Here is a 16785-nt window from a genome sequence, read left to right on the forward strand (position 1 = left end):
GGCAATAGTCAGTTTTTCAGGTTTTTAAGGACCGGACGCCTGGTGCGTCAGATCAGGGAATCGGATCGAACTTCAGCTCGGAGAGCGGCACGACCTTGTCGGTACGGGTCATTTTGTATTCGGTGCCCTGACCGAGCCACTTGTCCCAGATCTTGTTGATCTCACCATCGGCGTCGAGCTTGCGCAGGATCTCGTTGACCTTGGCGGTCAGCGCCGGCTGATCTTTCTGCATGCCAATACCGATCGGCTGGTAGAGCATGGGCTCCTCGATCATGCGCATTTCCTTGCCGCGGGTCTTCGATTCATTGACAAGCTTCGTCGTCGTCATCGTGTTTGCGACCATGCCGCGCGCCTTGCCCTGCTGAACGGCAAGATAGGCAGAACCAGTGTCCTGGAATGTCAAAGGTTCGGACTTGTTGAGCTTGATCGACATTTCAGACGTCGAGCCCTTCGTAGAGGCGATACGCTGACCGACGTAGTCTGCCTTGGCCTTACCTTCGTCCGTGGTCGGAACGATCAGCATTTCCTTGGCGAGATAATAGGGGTCGCTGAACTGGATCTGCTCGGCGCGGCTCTGGGTGTAGGCGAGGTTGGCAACGGTGATGTCGACGCGACCGAGTTTCACTTCCGGGACACGTGCTTCAACCGATACCGGCTTGATTTCAGCCTTTACGCCCATTTCCTTGGCGATGGCGTTGCAGAGATCAACGTCGAAGCCGACCATTTCGCGGGTCTTCGGGTCCGGCGCGGCAAAAGGCGTCACATCGGCGAAGGTTGCACAACGCAGCGTCTTCGCTGCCTGAATATCGGCAAGCTGGTCGGCTTTGGCTGGCGCGACGACAGCGGTGCTGGCGACGAGCGATGTCAGAATTGCGAATTTCCAGTTCATTTGCTGTTCTCCATTGTTATTTTTTAAAGAAGGCAGTCAGTGCCGCAGATCAGCGAGAAAACGCTGAGCGCGCGGATGTCGTGGATTTTTGAAAAACTCCTCAGGCGGAGCCGTTTCGAGGATTTCGCCCGCGTCGATGAACCAGATCCGGTCCGCAACATCGCGTGCAAAGCCCATTTCGTGGGTGACGCAAAGCATGGTCATGCCTTCGGCGGCGAGGCTCTTCATCACACTCAGGACTTCGCCAACCATTTCCGGATCGAGAGCGCTGGTCGGCTCGTCGAAGAGCATGACCGGCGGCTCCATAGCCAGCGCACGGGCAATCGCGACGCGCTGCTGCTGACCACCGGAAAGCTGGCCGGGATAAGAATTGGCCTTGTCGGCAAGGCCAACCCGATCGAGCAGCTTGAGAGCCTTTTCATGGGCAACGTTGGCGGGAACACCTTTCACCCGGATCGGCGACATCGAAACGTTGTCGACCACTGATAGGTGCGGGAACAGGTTGAAACTCTGGAATACGAAGCCGATGCGGCTGCGCAGCTTGTTCAGTTCATTGCTGCGCATCGGCGCGTGAATGTCCTGCCCTTCGAAGCTGATACCGCCGCTGTTGATCTCTTCGAGACGGTTGACCGTGCGGATGAGCGTCGATTTGCCGGAACCGGATGGGCCACAGATCACCACGACCTCGCCGCGCGCCACCTCGGCGTTGACGTTCTTCAGAACCTGATAATCGCCGTAACTTTTGCAGACATCGGAAATGCGGATCGCCTGATCGGCCTTCGGCCCGGAAACTGGGGTGCTCATAGCTGCTCCGTAATGGTTTTAAGTGGGGCTGCCTCTGCAGGAAGGCGGACATTGCACGGGCCGGCCCGGCGGCGCGCGATCCGCCGCTCGACGCTGTTGGCAACATAGGTCAGGCTCCAGCACAGGATGTAGTAGACCACTGCGAGAATGAGGAAGACCTGGAAAGGCTGCGTCAGAAGCTGGTTGTTGACCTGGCTCGCCGCAAATGTCAGGTCCGGCACATTGATGACGTAACCAAGCGTGGTGTCCTTGATCGTCGAAACGAACGTGGAGATCATGCTCGGGATCATGTTGTAGAGCGCCTGCGGCAGGATGACGTAACGCATGGCACCGAGATGGCTGTGCCCCAGGGCACGGGCGGCATCCATCTGTCCCTGGCCGAGCGATACGATACCCGCCCGCACCACTTCGCTCAAAAATGCGCCCTGATAGATGACCAGCGTGACCAGCATGATCAGGAAGCTTGGCACGTCTGCGCCAGTCCACAGCGGGATGACGAAGTAGCACCACAGAATGAGCATCAGGAGCGGCACGCCGCGCGTGACATAGACGAGACCGGTAATCGGCCAGCTCAGGAGCCGCCACTTGGACAGGCGGGCAAGAGCCATCAAGATGCTGACCGGGAAAGCCAGTGCGATCGCCAGTGCCGAAAGGATGAGTGTGTTGGCAAGCCCGCCGAGCGGCCCGTTCGGATACTGCCCGATCAGAAGCAGCAGCCAGTAATCCTGAATGATATTGATGAAATCCTGGATCATGCGCGCGCCCTCCGCGCCGGATCGCCACGCATCGAGAGATAAGCTCCGATGCCCATGATGATGAGTGAGAAGAACAGATAGGTGACGGTGCCGATCGTATAGATTTCGAAAGTGCGGAAGCTGAGGTTCTCGACTTCCTTGACGGCGTGCGTCAATTCAGGTGCACCGATAACGATGGCAATGCTGCTGTTCTTGAACAGGGATACGCTGTGATTGATGAGGGGCGGCAAGGCATTGCGAATGCCCTGCGGCATGATCACAAAGCGCATGGCGGAGACATAACCGTGGCCGAGCGCCTGAGCAGCTTCCATCTGGCCCTTGCTGACAGAACGCAGGCCGGATCGCAAATCCTCGCTGAAATAGGCTGCCTGGCAGAGACCAAGGCCAATCACCGCGAAGATCGCCTCCGCATTGTGGCTGGCAAGCCAGTCCGACAAACCTTGCGGCATGAGCGTGAAAATGCCGAAGTACCACAACATCAACTGAACGAGTGTCGGCACATTGCGGTGATAGGAGACGTAAGCGGCAACGATCGGCTCCCCGAAGCGAAACGGCGAAACCCGAAGCGCCAACAGCAGAATTGCCAGCGTCATCGCAAGCGTCCAGGAACCGAAGAAGATGACAAATGTCATCTGGATGCCGTGCAGAAGCATCCCGACATATTCAGGATTTGAGAAAATCGCTGATAGATCGAAGCCGCTCACCGCTCTGCCCCTTTGGCACTGCCGACAACAGCGGGCGTTTGTGGTTTCGCCGTCTGCAGACCGCCCATGACCTGCAGCGTCGGGGTGATTTCCATGTGACCGATGTTCATCGATACGGGTGCTGCAACCGCAAAGGCAATTGCATCGGCAATATCGGAAGCCTGCGGCAATTCGAAACCATCGATGAAGCGCTCGCGGATCGACGGGTCGTTACCGTGAACGTGATTGAAGATATCAGTGGCAACGCGACCGGGGCAGATTTCAGTGACGCGAACCCGCTTGCCGAACGTATCGATGCGCAGCTGGTTGGACAGCATGGCAACGCCGGCTTTCGTGGCGTGATAGGTGGAGTTGCCGCCAAAATTGTAGTTGCCGGCAATGGAGGAGATGTTGATGACGTGGCCGCGATCGCGTTCTGCCATGCCAGGAACGATCAGCCGGCACAGATGCAGTACGGCGCGCAGGTTCACATCGATCAGCAGGTCGATATCGCCATCTTCCGCTTCAAGGAACTTCTTCGGCCGGTCGACACCGGCGTTGTTGACGAGAATGTCGAAGTCGATTTCCGAGGCAAGCTTCGCCAGCGCCGCGCGGTCGGTCACGTCGATGGCATGCGGGATGCAACCAGTACGCTCTGCCAGTTCCTGAAGCGCGTCAGCACTTCTTGCCACGGCATGCACCTCAATGTTCTCACGCCGGAAACGCTCAACGATCGCCGCGCCAATCCCTCCGGAAGCGCCGGTTACAAGAGCCGTTTTATAGTCGGAAAAAGACATTCGTATTTATCCCCTTGTCGTTGAATTTGAGATTAGCGGAGCTTTGGCGTTCTGCCTAAGACGGATTGAATCTGGATGGATAAGGATGCGTTATGGCGCCAATTCGCTCCAAATCATCAAGCGCAGACAGACACTTAGAAGTTCACCTTTTCCAGAGATTGAAAAAGAACGTCTTCTTTTTTGCCGCTGGCGGCTGTTGGTCGCGTTGCAATCCTCCGCGCGGCCTGCGAAAATCGCGCCACAGATAAAGAGGGAACTTTCATGGACATAAGGCGACTGAGGTCGTTCATCGTGATCGTCGACACCGGCAGCATTACCCGCGCCGCCGACGTTTTGCATATTGCGCAGCCCGCCTTGAGCCAGCAGCTTGCCGGATTGGAAGATCATTTCCAGCAGAAGCTTCTGATTCGCAGCCAGCAGGGTGTGTCCATGACCGAGGCGGGCCGTGCCGTCTATCGGCACGCGCAGATCATCCTTCGCCAGATGGATCTCGCTCAATCAGACGTCAAAGCAACAGGCGCTTCACTGGTCGGCCGTGTGTCCGTCGGCCTTGTGCCATTCAGCAGTGCGGCGACGCTCTCCGCCGATCTGTTGATCGAGACCCGCAAACGTCACCCCGGAATCCTGCTTCATCTGACAGAAAGCGTCGGTCAGACCTACAGCCAGATGATCATGAACGGGCGTCTGGAAATGGCGCTCATTCACGGCTCGGGGCCAATCAAGGGCGTGCGTTTTGAGCCTTTGCTCAACGAGGATTTCTATTTCGTCGGTCACAGCCGAATGGGGATCGAAGCGAGCGATCAGCCTCTGCCAATTTCGGCGCTGGAGGATGTCCCCATTCTCATGCCGCCGCCTTACAATTTTGTGCGTCGTGCGGTTGATCTCGCCTTCACCCGCGCACGCGTCTCACTGAACGTCGTGGCAGAAATCGAAATCGTCCGGACGCTATCGCGCGCCGTAACCGATGGCATGGGTGCAACGATCATGCCGAAGGCGATCAGCGAGCGCCTTCTGGCCGAAACGAGCGAACCTCTTATTGTGCGCCCCATCACGCCAAGGATCGAGGAAACCCTGTCGTTCTGTGTTTCCGACCAAAGCGAGTTGTCGGAGCCGGCGCTGGCGGTGAAATCCATTCTGATGGAGCTCACCGCCCGCCTGAAATCCTAGGCGGTCAACGCAGCCCGTTGCAGAATTCTGCGATGCGGTTACAGCCCTCTTCCAGCATTTCCATGCTCGTCGCATAGGAGATGCGGAAATACGGGCTCATGCCGTATGCCGCACCCTGCACCGTTGCAACGTGGTGTTCTTCGACCAGACCCATGACGAAATCGACGTCGGTCGCAATCTTGCGACCGCCCTTGCTGGTTTTGCCGATCAGCTCGGAAATGTTCGGGAAAATGTAAAACGCACCTTCCGGCTTGTGCGCCCGTAGGCCGTCGATCTCCGCAAGCCTACCCAGCACGTAATCGCGACGGGTCTTGTAGATGGACGAACGTTCCTTGAGAAGATCCTGCGGCCCATCGAGCGCGGCCACGGATGCAGCCTGGGTCAAGGTCGAGGTACCGCCGCTGTTTTGTCCGTTGACGTTGCTGATTGCCGCAATCAGATCCTTCGGACCGCCGCAGTAACCGAGGCGCCAGCCGGTCATCGCATAGGCCTTCGACACGCCATTCATGGTCAATACGCGATCGTAAAGACGTGGCTCGACCTCGGCGATCGTGCAGAATTCGAAATCATCGTAGACGAGATGCTCGTAGATATCGTCCGTCAGAATCCAGACATGCGGATGGCGCAGCATAACTTCGGCGATCGCCGCCATTTCAGCACGCGAGCAGGCGGCGCCGGTCGGATTGTTCGGGAAGTTCAGGAAAAGCCACTTGGTGCGTGGAGTGATCGCTGCCTCGAGGTCTTCGGGCCGCAGCTTGAAACCTGCATTTTCCGGGCACGGTACCGAAACCGGAACGCCACCAGCGAACTTGACGATATCTGCATAGCTGACCCAGGACGGCGCAGGAATGACAACTTCATCGCCCGGATTGCAGGTTGCCAAGACAGCATTGAAGATGACCTGCTTGCCGCCGCCGGAAACAACGATCTGGTTCGGTTCGTAAACGAGGTTGTTGTCGCGCTTGAACTTGCGGATGATCGCCGCCTTCATCGCCGGCGTGCCATCCATGGTGGGATATTTGGTATCACCTGCAAGAGCGGCCGTATGAGCGGCTTCAACGGCGTGTGCAGGCGTCGGGAAATCTGGTTCTCCGGACGAAAGGCTCACCACCTTGATGCCTTGAGCGGCAAGTTCGCGCGCACGTTGCGTCATTGCGGCGGAAGCGGAAATCGAGACATTTTTCAATCGGTCGGCAATCGCGGGCATGGTCTGGTCTTCCAGTTTTGAACAGATGGTGAAAACGGATCGGCTGAAAACCTCAGCCGGCAACTTCGGATGCAGGCGCCAGCGAGCCGCCGGCGTTTTCGATTTCGCTACGGACAATGCGCGCCAGTTCGAGAGAACCCGGCGTATCGCTGTGGACGAGAATCGAGCGGGCCGCCATGGGGATGGTTGCGCCATCAATGGTCGTGACAGTGCCATCGATCAAGAACTGGCGAACGCGGGCGCGCACTGCAGATTCTTCTTTTACCAGTGCACCGGGCAGACCTCGGGTAACCAGACGGCCTTCGCGGTCATAGGCTCTGTCCGCCAGAAAAAGGGTGAGCGTCTTCAGCGAAGCACGCTTTGCAGCGCTTTCAATCTCACTGCCCGGCATTGCAAAAATGATAAGCCCCGGATCAACGGCGCGGATCGCATCCATCATCAGATCGGCAAGCTTCGGGTCCCTGTTGACCATATTGCCCATTGCCGCATGGAAGCTGAAATGGGCGACCTGCTGGCCTTCGCTTGCGGCAATCGCCCTGAGCGCACCGAGCTGATAGAGCATCTGCTGACGCAGCTCATCCGCCGAATAAGGAATTTCGCGGCGACCAAAACCGGCACGATCGGGCAGGCCAGGATGCGCACCGATACCCACACCGTTTGCTTTGGCCAACCGTACCATCCGGACCATCGTGTCGGGGTCACCGCCGTGAAAACCGCAGGCGATGTTGGCCGAGGAAACAACCTTCATCATCGCTTCATCATCACACAGTCGGTAAGGGCCAAAACCCTCACCCATGTCGGAATTCAGATCGATCTTCATTCGTCCCTCCTTCGCGTCAGTTGATCACGGCAAGCGCCTGGCAAACCATGCGCGAGGTTCTGCGGACATCGGCAATGAAGGCAGCGACCGACTTTTCGACCTCAGCCGCTTGCTGATGCGTCACGCGGACAAACCGCAACCGGCTGCCGATGCGCGCCTGGCCAAGTCGCCACAGGTCGGCCTCGATAACGCCGGCAATCTTGGGATAACCACCTGCCGTGTTGGCGTCGGCCATCTGGATGATCGGCTCACCGCTCGGCGGGACCTGCACAACGCCGGAAACAACACCATGCGAGCGCATTTCCACCGGTGTCGTCGGCTTGATGGCATCGCCCATCAGGCGATAACCGGTTCTGTCGCTCTGGGTTGAGATTTTCCAGGTCTGCGACCAGAAACGCTCGGCATCATCGCCGAAAAGCGCATGTTCACCGGCCGGAATGGCACGAACCGAAAGCACACCATCTTCCGCTGCCGGAAAAGCATCCGCCAGCGCATAGACCGGATCGACAAAGGCGACGCCCGCTGCCGGAAAATTCAGTGGCTCGGAAACCTCATCGACGCGCAATGTATCGCCGACCGCGAGGAAGCGACCGTCGTTACCGCCGAAGGCACCGCGCAGCGACGTACTGCGCGATCCCATGACAGTTGCGACATCAATGCCGCCGGCAACGCAGATATAGGCGCGGGTGCCGGTACGGGGTTGGCCCAGTTCCAGAACCTGTCCAGCTTGCACCGGCAAAGCGCAGCAGGATTGAATGGCTGCGCCATCAAGCGATGCGCCGCAGTCGGCACCGGTGACAACAAACGCGGTCGGCTTCGAAAACCGCAGCTTGAAGGGATAGGTTTGAATCTCGAGCACGGCAGCGCCTGCGTCATTGCCGATCAGACTGTTTCCGACCTTCAAGGCCAGCGTATCCATTGCGCCGCTGGTGGTAACACCGATATTTCGGAAACCGGGGCGGCCAAGGTCCTGCACCGTATTGAACGGTCCCGTGTGGATGATCTCTATCATAGCTCTATGCTCGCTGGCACGAAACGCACCGTATCACCCGGCGCCATGATGGCAGGCGTATCCGACATTGGATCGAACATCTGCAATTCGGCAAAACCGATTGAATTCCAGCCATTCGGGCCGGTCAGTACCGCAACACCGGTCTGCATGCCGCCTATGGTGAGGCAGCCTCTTGCCATGTTGAGCGAAGGAACGGTCTTTCGCGGCATGTAGATACGCGGATCAAGACCGTGCAGGTAACCAAACCCCGGCGCACTTCCGAGTGCAAACACCCGGTAGGTCCCTTCGTAATGAATGCGCACCACCTCGCAGTCTGATAATCCTGACCGGTCACAGAGCGCGGCAAGATCGGTTGCGTGATCACCGCCATAGGTCACGGCAATTTCGATCGTTCTTCCGGCGAGGTCGATACTCTCGGCCTGATCCCAGGCTTCCAGAAGACGCAGTGCCAGAGCCTCCGGATCATCGGGCGTGGCCTTGAGCACAACGAGGAGATTGGTCATGCCAGGAACGATTTCCTGGGTTTCGCTCCAGGTTTCCACGGCCTTGGACAAAGCCCAGATCCGCCGCTGCGAGGCGAGGTCGAAATCACCGGTGGCTTCAAGAAGGAAAGCGCGGGAGCCAATCGGCGACACACGCGCCCCATTGCGGTCCTGTGAAAAGACCTCCAAAGGGGCTAGGATTTTGGCAATCGAGGCGTTCATGCTTCTGGCTCGACTTCTGCAATCGGGTCGCCGAAGCCGACGACCGTTCCGGGTTCAACGAGATGGCGGCGAAGGCGCTTCGAGGTTCCGGCTTTCACCGGCAACAGAACTGGTCCGACACGGAGGAAACCCACCAGATTGTCATTCGCAGAACTGCCCTGCGTTGGCGCGCGCGAAAGATCTGATGGCCAGAACACGCCCGCCATCGGCGCCTTGAAGATCGCAGCAGACGCAGTCTCCGACTTGTTGGCGCTGATATCACGCGCGGATCTTCCCGCAGATCCGGCCACAACGATCCGCACGGTCTGGTCCCGGCGGGTGATCTCGATACCATCGACACCAACGGCTTCAAGAACGAGTGTCAGCCTTTCGATGATCGCGGGATCGGTGAAATCAACCTTGCTCATGCGCGCCCCCGCGTCTTCAGCCATTTTTCGAGATAATGGATGTCTGTTTGGCCCTCTTCAAAAGCCGGGTCTTCAAACAACTCCCGCAACAGCGGCAGATTGGTCGCGATGCCGTCCAGCTTGAAGGCGGCGAGCGCGGCGCGGGTGCGGGCCATGGCCTCGGCCCGATCACGCCCGTGCACGATAAGCTTGGCAATCAAGGAGTCGTAATAGGGAGAGACCCTGTAACCGGCTTCGACATGCGTATCGACACGAACGCCTTCGCCTGTCGGCAGTTCGAGCGCGGCAATGACACCGGCCGACGGCATGAAGGTGGCCGGGTCTTCGGCATTGATACGGCATTCGATGGCGTGCCCCTGGCAGGCCACGTCGTTCTGGTTCATCGGCAACTCTTCGCCCTGCGCAACACGGATCTGCTGCTGGACGATATCGACACCGCTGGTTTCCTCGGTCACGGGATGCTCGACCTGCAGACGCGTGTTCATTTCGATGAAATAGAACGCGCCATCTTCATAAAGGAACTCGAAGGTGCCAACACCGCGATAGCCGATCTGCTGGCAGGCTTTGACGCATGCTTCTCCGACGGGACCAATCAGCGCATCGGAAATTCCCGGCGCCGGAGCCTCTTCGACAACCTTCTGGTGGCGCCGTTGCATGGAGCAATCACGGTGGCCAAGCCAGACAGCATTTCCATGCGTGTCGCACAGCACCTGAATTTCAATATGGCGCGGATGCTGGAGGAATTTCTCCATGTAGAGCGCCGGCGTTCCAAAAGCCTTACGGGCTTCTTCGCGGGTCAATGTCACCGCTTCCAGCAGATCAGCCTCTTCAAGCACGACCCGCATGCCGCGCCCGCCGCCACCACCGGCAGCCTTGACGATGATCGGATAGCCGATCTCCGACGCGATGGCGCGGATCGCCTCCGGCTCTGCGGGAAGTTCACTGTCGGGACCTGGAACGCAGGGCACGCCGGCGGCAACCATGGCGCTCTTGGCGGCAATCTTGTCGCCCATCGTGGCGATCGCGGTAGCATCCGGCCCGATGAACGTCAGCCCCGCCTCGTCGACGGAAGCGGAGAACCGAGCGTTTTCCGAGAGGAAACCATAGCCTGGATGAACGGCACCGGCGCCAGAAAGACGTGCCGCGAGCAAAATGGCATTCTGGTTCAGGTAACTTTTCGGGGCAGACGCCGGACCAATGCAGATCGCTTCGTCGGCGCTTCGGGTATAGGCGGCATTCCGGTCAGCTTCTGAGCAGACAACGACCGTCTTCAAGCCCATGTCACGGCACGCGCGCACCACGCGCAGAGCAATCTCGCCGCGATTGGCGATCAGAACCTTGTCGAAACGTTGTTGCGGCTGCATCACGCGATCTCCGCAAGCATGTCACCAGCCTCGACCTCCGCACCGTTCACGTCCGTCAGACGCGTGATGCGGCCAGCGCGCGGCGCGGCGATCTTGTTGAAAACCTTCATCGCTTCGATGATAAAAAGTGTCTGGCCTTCGACAACCTCATCGCCGACGGCAACGAAAGGCGGATCATTCGGAGCCGGAGCAATATGCAGGACACCAAAGATGGGAGCGTTGACTGCAAACCCGCCCGTTGAAGGCTTGTCTTCAGGCACGGTGGCTTGCGCGGGTTGCTCGACAGCGGCGACACTCTCAGCCGTCGACGACAAAGCATTTGCCGACCTTTCTCGGAAAATCCGGACAGTGGTGTCCTTCTCGGTGACCGTCAGTTCGGTAATGCTGGACCGGCCGACGAATTCGATGAGTGTTTCTATCTTTGAAAGGTCCATTCCTCGGTCCACATTTGGGCTGCGTCGATGCTGTGCCCCATTTCGAGCAGCAGCCATCACAGGCCATTGTGGTAACATAGGCAGCGGGTTGATGGGGTCAGACGAAGTTTCAATGGACCGGCAGTCGCCTCTTGCTGCATCAACGGGCAGATTCTCTGAGGAAGGAAGCACAATGATTATCACCAAAAGTGGTTCGCAGCCGTCGGCAAAGGGTCCGTCGGACTGGTTTACGGGAAATGTTCGCGTCGACCCTTTGTTTTCGGCAAACGATGCGCGCCGTGCCGCTTCGGCTTCGGTGACCTTCGAACCCGGTGCAAGAACCGCGTGGCATACTCATCCTCTCGGCCAGACATTGCTGGTGACATCAGGGCGCGGGCGTGTGCAACGCGAGGGCGGCCCGATCATGGAGATCCATCCCGGCGATGTGGTCTGGTTCGAACCTGGTGAAAAACACTGGCACGGTGCCTCGCCGGAAACCGCCATGACACATATCGCCATCCAGGAGCATGTTGACGGAAAGGTCGTCGACTGGCTCGAGCATGTGACGGACGCCCAGTATCTCGGCTGAAACGTCAGCCCGCATCATCAGCGAAAGCCGCATGACGCGGGCGCTTTAAATATGACAGTTTTCCACTAGTTTTGAGGACGCGGTCAGGCTATAGCTTGCCAATCTTCCGCTGTGCTCGAACCTCGTTATGTATCCAGGCGCAATCTCAAAACCCGCATCGATTGAACCGCTCTGATGGCGTGGGATGTTCACGACCTGTTTGGCCGCCATGCAAAGGAGCTGAGGAGTTTTCTGCGCAATCGCGGCATGACGGATGATTCTGCCGCTGATCTGACACAGGACAGTTTTGTGCGGTTGATGACGGCAAAGCCGACGGGCCAGGAGCACAATCCCCGAGCCTATCTCTTCCGGATCGCCCGAAACCTTTTGATCGATCATGGCAGGCGTGAAAGCAGCTCCCCCTTCAGTCATGTGTCGGAGGTGACGGTTCAGGCCGTTGCCGATCCGAAGCCGTCCGCGGAAACGATCGTCTACGACAAACAGCGGCTGGCGCTTTCCGATCAGGCGCTTGCAGAGTTACCCGAGCGAACACGCCGGGCCTTTGAACTCTATCGGCTCGAAGAAATGACCATCGCCGAAGTCGCAGAGAAAATCGGCCTGTCGACGACCAGAACCTGGTCGCTCATTCGTGAAGCCTATCGCCACGTCCGCACACGACTGAAGGATGTGTGACGTTCGTCTCCAGACGGAGAAAATTCCGCCTTCCCGTTCGTTATCCCTCATGTAAAGAAGCGATCGTGTCAAAGCGCTGACCAAAGGAAAAACGTCGTTGAGTGATGATGCAACCGACGAAGATCGGCTGTTCGAAGAAGCGGTGGATATACTGATCCGTATCAAGAGCGATCCGGACAATCCGGTGGCGCTTGACGTTGCGACCCGTTGGCTGGGTCGCAGCGATTTGCATCGCCAGATTTTTGCAGAGGCGCTCGAAATCCACGGCATGACAGGCAAGCTTCTGACGGACAAACGTCGAGCGGAACGCAGTCATGCCTATTCGATGTCGCGTCGCACCCTTGTCGTCGGTGGTCTCCTCGGCGCTGGAGCACTGATCGCCGCTGGCTATTCCGCTCCCGGTCTGATCCTTCAGGCGCGCGCCGATGTCATCACTTCGACTGCGGAAATCAAACGCGTGGAGCTTGCCGATGGCAGCATTGCGACGCTTGGGCCAGACAGTGCCATAACCTCCCGCATCGACAGCACACGACGCGATGTCGAACTGATCCAGGGCATGGCATTTTTTGAAGTCGCCAAGGACAGCGCACGTCCATTTGCGGTTCAGATGGACACGATGATCGCCACGGCACTCGGCACCGCCTTCGATATCAGCGAAGACGGCGGCCAGCTCAATCTTTCGGTGAGCCACGGGATTGTTCGGGCCGACCTGCCGCCAGAGATCAAACGGCCAGCCATGACCTTGAATGCCGGAGACTGGCTTAGCCTTTCGACATCTGACGGAACGGTCTCCACCGGCACACGCGATGTCGGCCAGATTGGCAGTTGGCGTGACGGCATGATTGTTGTCGAAAAAGAAAAGATCGCTACCGTTGTGACAAGGATCGCCCGTTGGAAGCATGGCCAGGTTCTGATTGCGGACCCAGGCCTGGGAACCCAGCCGGTCAGCGGTGTCTATGACCTCAGAAACCCGCATCTGGCACTCGAAGCCGTGGTCCAGCCCTATGGCGGCAGGGTCAGGGAATTATCCCCTTATCTCACCATAATTTCGGCGCTCTAAAAAAACTTGAGAAAAAAGAGAAAAATTTGCGCCCCCTTCCGTTTTCTCTATCGGGGCGACGATGAGACGGATTCATCGCGCCCTGAAGCTGCGTATTTTGAAGGGGCACCTATGGGGCAAATTGGATGTCAATTGCAGGCATCAAGGTAGAGTTTCGGCAGTAACGCTGCTGTTGTCGTCGGTTGCGTCAATCGTGACGATGACAGCGGAAAAACCTGCCATCGCGCAGACCGCTGAAACGACCTACTCAATCGCACCCGGACCATTGAATCAGGCTCTGGCTGCCTTTGGTCGCCAGTCCGGCATTCAGGTCTCCTATGTCCCATCGAATGCAACAGCCAAACAGTCTCCCGGCGTCAGCGGACGCCTGTCGGCCGATACGGCGATCGCGCGTATCCTTTCAGGTTCCGGCCTGAGCTATCGCTTCACCAATTCCAGAACAATTGTCATTTCGCCAGCAGGTGCCGGCACAGCAGATGCAGGGGGCGCCTCCACGAACCTTGCACCGATCGTCGTATCCGGAGAGAGTGCCTTCGGCCCGGTCGACGGTTATGTGGCAAGAAACGCCTCCTCGGCAATGAAGGGTGACATCTCGATCCTCGAAACGCCACAGGCGGTGTCCGTTGTGACCGCCGACCGCATCGAAGATCAGGCGGCACAAAGCGTCAACGAGGCGCTTCGCTATACCGCAGGTGTCCGATCGGAAACGAGCGGCTCGCAAATGATGGACAATCCGCTCTATCTCCGCGGTTTCCAGCAGAGCAGCCTAGAAATGTATCAGGACGGTCTAAGGTCCGTCACCCCGGGCTATTTCGGCTTCTTCGCTGTCGAACCGTATGGTCTTGAACGTGTCGAGGTTCTCAAGGGGCCTTCTTCTGTTCTTTATGGTCAGCAGGCTCCGGGCGGATTGATCAATGTGGTCTCCAAACGACCGACAGAAAACCCGGTCAATGAAGTCGAAGCAACGGTCGGCAGCTTCGATCATTATCAAGGTGGTTTCGATGTTGGCGGCACGACGGAAGACAAAAACATCATGTATCGCATGGTCGGCATGGTGCGTGAGGCCGATACGCAGGTCGACTACGTTGAAAACAATCGCCGCTACTTTGCGCCGAGTATCACCTGGGCGCCAAATGAAGACACCAAGCTGACCGTTCTCGGCTCCTATCAGCGCAACGAGGGCGATTTCTACGCGCAGGTTCCGGCCGCCGCCGTTCTCTTGCCGAATCCGAACGGTCACATCCCGTTCAGCCGGTTTCTCGGTGAACCGGATTGGGAATATGAAACATCCGAACGAACAGCGGTCGGGTACGAGTTCGAACATCGCTTCAACGATACCGTGAAGTTCGAGCAGAATTTTCGCTACACGCATCTGTCCAACCATCGCCAGTACCTGCAGGCCAGCGGCGCGCTGGTGGGCAACCGGCTGCTCAACCGCACCTATAACCTGCGTGACATTGAAAACGACGGCATTGCCGTCGACAGTCGCTTCCGGTTCGATTTCGACACCGGTCCGATCGAACACAAGGCGATCGTCGGTCTGGATTATCTCTGGGGCACATCGCGCTGGCTGGAGCAGCGCGGCACTGCGAGCGCGATCGATATCTACAACCCTGTCTACGGGTCGCCGGTCAACACCAACGTCTATTCGACCAAGTCACTGTCGGACATCGACGCGTCCCAGGCAGGTCTGTACGTTCAGGATCAACTCAAACTCGACAATCTCATTCTGACGCTCGGTATGCGGCAGGACTGGGCGTGGCGCGATACGGAAAACCTCACCTCCGGAACCTTGACCAAGCAGAACGATCATGCCTTCACCAAAAAGGCCGGTCTGACGTATCTCTTTGACGGCGGCATTGCGCCCTATGCCAGCTATTCCGAGTCGTTCAACCCTGTCGTCGGCACCGACAGCGTCGGCAATGTGTTCGTTCCCGAAACGGCCCAGCAATGGGAAGTCGGCGTCAAATATCAGCCGGATGGCTTTGATGGCATGTTCACCTTGAGCGCCTTCGATCTCGCACGCCAGAACGTCCAGACCTACGACCCGGCTGATCCGCGCTATACCCTGCAGACAGGTGAAATCCGCGCCCGTGGTCTGGAATTCGAAGCCGTTTCCAATCTTGATAACGGCATCAGCCTCGCGGCTGCCTATACCTATACGGATGCCGAAATCACGGAAACAAAAACGGCAAGTCAGCTCGGAAATACACCTTATCGTATTCCCCGCCATGCGGCGTCGCTCTGGGTGAATTACGAGTTGCAGCAGGAAGCGCTGGAAGGTCTGAGTGTTGGTGCCGGTGTGCGCTATATCGGCGAGACCTGGGGCAATGACGACAACACCTTCAAGGTACCGGGATTCACGCTCGTTGATCTCGCACTCCGCTATGATTTCGGCAAGAAATTCCCGGAAGCCAAGGGGTTGAGCGCCTCGATCAACGTCAGCAACCTGTTTGACAAGTATTATGTGCCCGGATGCTTCACCTATAACGGCTGCAACTATGGTTCGCAGAGAACCATCTTCGGCAAGCTCAGCTACCAGTGGTAAGACCCCGATATCATCTGCAGAATCGTATTTGCCGCCGCACCGTCATTTTCGGTGCGGCGGCATTTGCCTTGCAGGCCAGATCGATAAAGGCGGCTTCGTTTCCCAAACCCCATGTCGCGTCAATCGACTGGGCAGCGGCCGAGACGCTGATTGCAATTGGGATAGAACCTGCAGCAATTGCAGATCTTTCGGGGTTTCGGGCAAGCTTCAGTCATCTGCCTGCAATGAACGATGTGATCGATCTGGGGTCAACCTGGGAACCGAACCTGGAGCTGCTTGATCGATTGAAACCCGACGCAATCTACCTGCCGTCATGGAGCGCAATCTCCCGCCCGCAGCTTGCGAAGATCGCACCGGTTCGTCTTTGCGACATCCATGGCAGCGGTGGCGACCCGATCGAAAGGGCGCGGATTTTTGCCACCGACGTCCTGAGGGATTTCCCTGATGCGCCGGGACAAGGCAATATTCAGCAACTCGAACAGCGTTTGACCGGGGTGGCTGGAGCAGCAAAATCGCGACGCGTTTTTCTCCTCAATCTGCGAAGCAACAACCGCTTCGTGAATGTCTACGCGGCCGGCAGTCTGCCTGGCAGCGCGCTGACACATGTTGGTCTGGAAAATGCCTGGCAGAGACCGGTCAACGGCTTTGGTTTCACATCGATCGGTGTCGAAAAACTGCTGCAGACACCGGAGGCATCGGTCGTGATCTTGAACCAGAACGACAGGACAACGGAAATGCTGTCGAGGCTGGACGATAATATTCTCTGGCGTTCGATCCCGGCCGTTCGCAGCGGAAAGGTCCATATTTCGCCACCCGTCTCGGTCTTCGGCGGCCTCGTGTCGGCGACAAACTTTGCAGAGTGGCTTGCCACGACATTCGACAGGGCCGCGTGAC

Annotated in this window: 18 protein-coding genes; 6 read left to right on the forward strand and 12 right to left on the reverse strand. The window is 57.9% G+C overall.

Annotated features, from left to right (window positions below):
• Positions 1-52: 52 nt before the first annotated feature.
• The 5 genes from ACIQT8_RS09005 to ACIQT8_RS09025 are packed head-to-tail and all read right to left on the reverse strand — an operon-like array spanning position 53 to position 3928.
• Positions 53-889, reverse strand: coding sequence for an ABC transporter substrate-binding protein (locus tag ACIQT8_RS09005; protein ID WP_138794130.1), 837 nt, complete (start codon positions 887-889; stop codon positions 53-55).
• Between the two features lie 36 nt (positions 890-925).
• Positions 926-1693 carry an amino acid ABC transporter ATP-binding protein gene (locus tag ACIQT8_RS09010; protein WP_138794129.1) on the reverse strand — a complete coding sequence of 256 codons (768 nt, stop codon included), beginning with the start codon at positions 1691-1693 and terminating at the stop codon, positions 926-928.
• A complete protein-coding gene (locus tag ACIQT8_RS09015) occupies positions 1690-2448 on the reverse strand; it encodes an amino acid ABC transporter permease (protein WP_400964794.1) in 759 nt (252 codons plus the stop codon). The genes ACIQT8_RS09010 and ACIQT8_RS09015 overlap by 4 nt, the downstream gene beginning before the upstream one ends.
• Positions 2445-3152: an amino acid ABC transporter permease gene (locus tag ACIQT8_RS09020; protein WP_138794127.1), complete on the reverse strand. Its 708-nt coding sequence runs from the start codon at positions 3150-3152 to the stop codon at positions 2445-2447. The genes ACIQT8_RS09015 and ACIQT8_RS09020 overlap by 4 nt, the downstream gene beginning before the upstream one ends.
• Positions 3149-3928: an SDR family oxidoreductase gene (locus ACIQT8_RS09025; RefSeq protein ID WP_400964795.1), complete on the reverse strand. Its 780-nt coding sequence runs from the start codon at positions 3926-3928 to the stop codon at positions 3149-3151. Before ACIQT8_RS09025 ends, ACIQT8_RS09020 begins: the two co-directional genes overlap by 4 nt.
• A gap of 261 nt (positions 3929-4189) precedes the next feature.
• Here ACIQT8_RS09025 and nac point away from each other — a divergent pair, with 261 nt between their 5' ends.
• The gene (gene nac, locus ACIQT8_RS09030) at positions 4190-5095 is read left to right on the forward strand and encodes a nitrogen assimilation transcriptional regulator NAC (protein WP_138794125.1); all 906 of its coding nucleotides are present in this window, start codon (positions 4190-4192) and stop codon (positions 5093-5095) included.
• Between the two features lie 4 nt (positions 5096-5099).
• On the opposite strand, the gene ACIQT8_RS09035 is transcribed toward nac, so the two are convergent.
• Genes ACIQT8_RS09035 through ACIQT8_RS09065 form a run of 7 tightly spaced genes read right to left on the reverse strand, consistent with a single transcriptional unit; the run spans position 5100 to position 11043 of the window.
• A complete protein-coding gene (locus ACIQT8_RS09035; protein ID WP_400964796.1) occupies positions 5100-6302 on the reverse strand; it encodes a pyridoxal phosphate-dependent aminotransferase in 1203 nt (400 codons plus the stop codon).
• 52 nt (positions 6303-6354) lie between these two features.
• The gene (locus ACIQT8_RS09040) at positions 6355-7122 is read right to left on the reverse strand and encodes a LamB/YcsF family protein (protein ID WP_400964797.1); all 768 of its coding nucleotides are present in this window, start codon (positions 7120-7122) and stop codon (positions 6355-6357) included.
• A 16-nt stretch (positions 7123-7138) separates the two neighbouring features.
• Positions 7139-8134 carry a biotin-dependent carboxyltransferase family protein gene (locus tag ACIQT8_RS09045; RefSeq protein WP_400964798.1) on the reverse strand — a complete coding sequence of 332 codons (996 nt, stop codon included), beginning with the start codon at positions 8132-8134 and terminating at the stop codon, positions 7139-7141.
• Positions 8131-8838, reverse strand: a complete 708-nt coding sequence (pxpB, locus tag ACIQT8_RS09050) for a 5-oxoprolinase subunit PxpB (RefSeq protein ID WP_400964799.1) — start codon at positions 8836-8838, stop codon at positions 8131-8133. Before pxpB ends, ACIQT8_RS09045 begins: the two co-directional genes overlap by 4 nt.
• Positions 8835-9245: an acetyl-CoA carboxylase gene (locus tag ACIQT8_RS09055; RefSeq protein ID WP_400964800.1), complete on the reverse strand. Its 411-nt coding sequence runs from the start codon at positions 9243-9245 to the stop codon at positions 8835-8837. The genes pxpB and ACIQT8_RS09055 overlap by 4 nt, the downstream gene beginning before the upstream one ends.
• Positions 9242-10609, reverse strand: coding sequence for an acetyl-CoA carboxylase biotin carboxylase subunit (gene accC, locus ACIQT8_RS09060; protein ID WP_400964801.1), 1368 nt, complete (start codon positions 10607-10609; stop codon positions 9242-9244). The genes ACIQT8_RS09055 and accC overlap by 4 nt, the downstream gene beginning before the upstream one ends.
• Positions 10609-11043: an acetyl-CoA carboxylase biotin carboxyl carrier protein gene (locus tag ACIQT8_RS09065; protein ID WP_400964802.1), complete on the reverse strand. Its 435-nt coding sequence runs from the start codon at positions 11041-11043 to the stop codon at positions 10609-10611. Before ACIQT8_RS09065 ends, accC begins: the two co-directional genes overlap by 1 nt.
• 172 nt (positions 11044-11215) lie before the next feature.
• Here ACIQT8_RS09065 and ACIQT8_RS09070 point away from each other — a divergent pair, with 172 nt between their 5' ends.
• The 5 genes from ACIQT8_RS09070 to ACIQT8_RS09090 all read left to right on the forward strand — a co-directional run bounded on the left by ACIQT8_RS09070 (position 11216) and on the right by ACIQT8_RS09090 (position 16784).
• Positions 11216-11611, forward strand: coding sequence for a cupin domain-containing protein (locus ACIQT8_RS09070; RefSeq protein ID WP_138794117.1), 396 nt, complete (start codon positions 11216-11218; stop codon positions 11609-11611).
• A gap of 174 nt (positions 11612-11785) precedes the next feature.
• A complete protein-coding gene (locus tag ACIQT8_RS09075) occupies positions 11786-12283 on the forward strand; it encodes an RNA polymerase sigma factor (RefSeq protein ID WP_138794116.1) in 498 nt (165 codons plus the stop codon).
• Between the two features lie 97 nt (positions 12284-12380).
• On the forward strand, positions 12381-13343 hold the full coding sequence (locus tag ACIQT8_RS09080) for a FecR family protein (protein WP_400964803.1): 963 nt from the start codon (positions 12381-12383) through the stop codon (positions 13341-13343).
• Between the two features lie 199 nt (positions 13344-13542).
• A complete protein-coding gene (locus ACIQT8_RS09085; protein WP_400964857.1) occupies positions 13543-15891 on the forward strand; it encodes a TonB-dependent siderophore receptor in 2349 nt (782 codons plus the stop codon).
• 68 nt (positions 15892-15959) lie between these two features.
• Positions 15960-16784: an ABC transporter substrate-binding protein gene (locus ACIQT8_RS09090; protein ID WP_400964804.1), complete on the forward strand. Its 825-nt coding sequence runs from the start codon at positions 15960-15962 to the stop codon at positions 16782-16784.
• The last annotated feature ends 1 nt before the right edge of the window (position 16785 follow it).

Origin of the sequence: Agrobacterium sp. NPDC090273, from assembly GCF_044772305.1 — a bacterium.
GTDB lineage: Bacteria > Pseudomonadota > Alphaproteobacteria > Rhizobiales > Rhizobiaceae > Agrobacterium.

Excerpts from the sequence above, each read along its gene's own strand:
- ACIQT8_RS09005 (WP_138794130.1), bottom strand. The coding sequence starts at position 889 with ATGAACTGGAAATTCGCAATTCTGACATCGCTCGTCGCCAGCACCGCT.
- ACIQT8_RS09010 (WP_138794129.1), bottom strand. The coding sequence starts at position 1,693 with ATGAGCACCCCAGTTTCCGGGCCGAAGGCCGATCAGGCGATCCGCATT.
- ACIQT8_RS09015 (WP_400964794.1), bottom strand. The coding sequence starts at position 2,448 with ATGATCCAGGATTTCATCAATATCATTCAGGATTACTGGCTGCTGCTT.
- ACIQT8_RS09025 (WP_400964795.1), bottom strand. The coding sequence starts at position 3,928 with ATGTCTTTTTCCGACTATAAAACGGCTCTTGTAACCGGCGCTTCCGGA.
- nac (WP_138794125.1), top strand. The coding sequence starts at position 4,190 with ATGGACATAAGGCGACTGAGGTCGTTCATCGTGATCGTCGACACCGGC.
- ACIQT8_RS09035 (WP_400964796.1), bottom strand. The coding sequence starts at position 6,302 with ATGCCCGCGATTGCCGACCGATTGAAAAATGTCTCGATTTCCGCTTCC.
- ACIQT8_RS09040 (WP_400964797.1), bottom strand. The coding sequence starts at position 7,122 with ATGAAGATCGATCTGAATTCCGACATGGGTGAGGGTTTTGGCCCTTAC.
- ACIQT8_RS09045 (WP_400964798.1), bottom strand. The coding sequence starts at position 8,134 with ATGATAGAGATCATCCACACGGGACCGTTCAATACGGTGCAGGACCTT.
- pxpB (WP_400964799.1), bottom strand. The coding sequence starts at position 8,838 with ATGAACGCCTCGATTGCCAAAATCCTAGCCCCTTTGGAGGTCTTTTCA.
- ACIQT8_RS09055 (WP_400964800.1), bottom strand. The coding sequence starts at position 9,245 with ATGAGCAAGGTTGATTTCACCGATCCCGCGATCATCGAAAGGCTGACA.
- accC (WP_400964801.1), bottom strand. The coding sequence starts at position 10,609 with ATGCAGCCGCAACAACGTTTCGACAAGGTTCTGATCGCCAATCGCGGC.
- ACIQT8_RS09065 (WP_400964802.1), bottom strand. The coding sequence starts at position 11,043 with ATGGACCTTTCAAAGATAGAAACACTCATCGAATTCGTCGGCCGGTCC.
- ACIQT8_RS09070 (WP_138794117.1), top strand. The coding sequence starts at position 11,216 with ATGATTATCACCAAAAGTGGTTCGCAGCCGTCGGCAAAGGGTCCGTCG.
- ACIQT8_RS09075 (WP_138794116.1), top strand. The coding sequence starts at position 11,786 with ATGGCGTGGGATGTTCACGACCTGTTTGGCCGCCATGCAAAGGAGCTG.
- ACIQT8_RS09085 (WP_400964857.1), top strand. The coding sequence starts at position 13,543 with ATGACAGCGGAAAAACCTGCCATCGCGCAGACCGCTGAAACGACCTAC.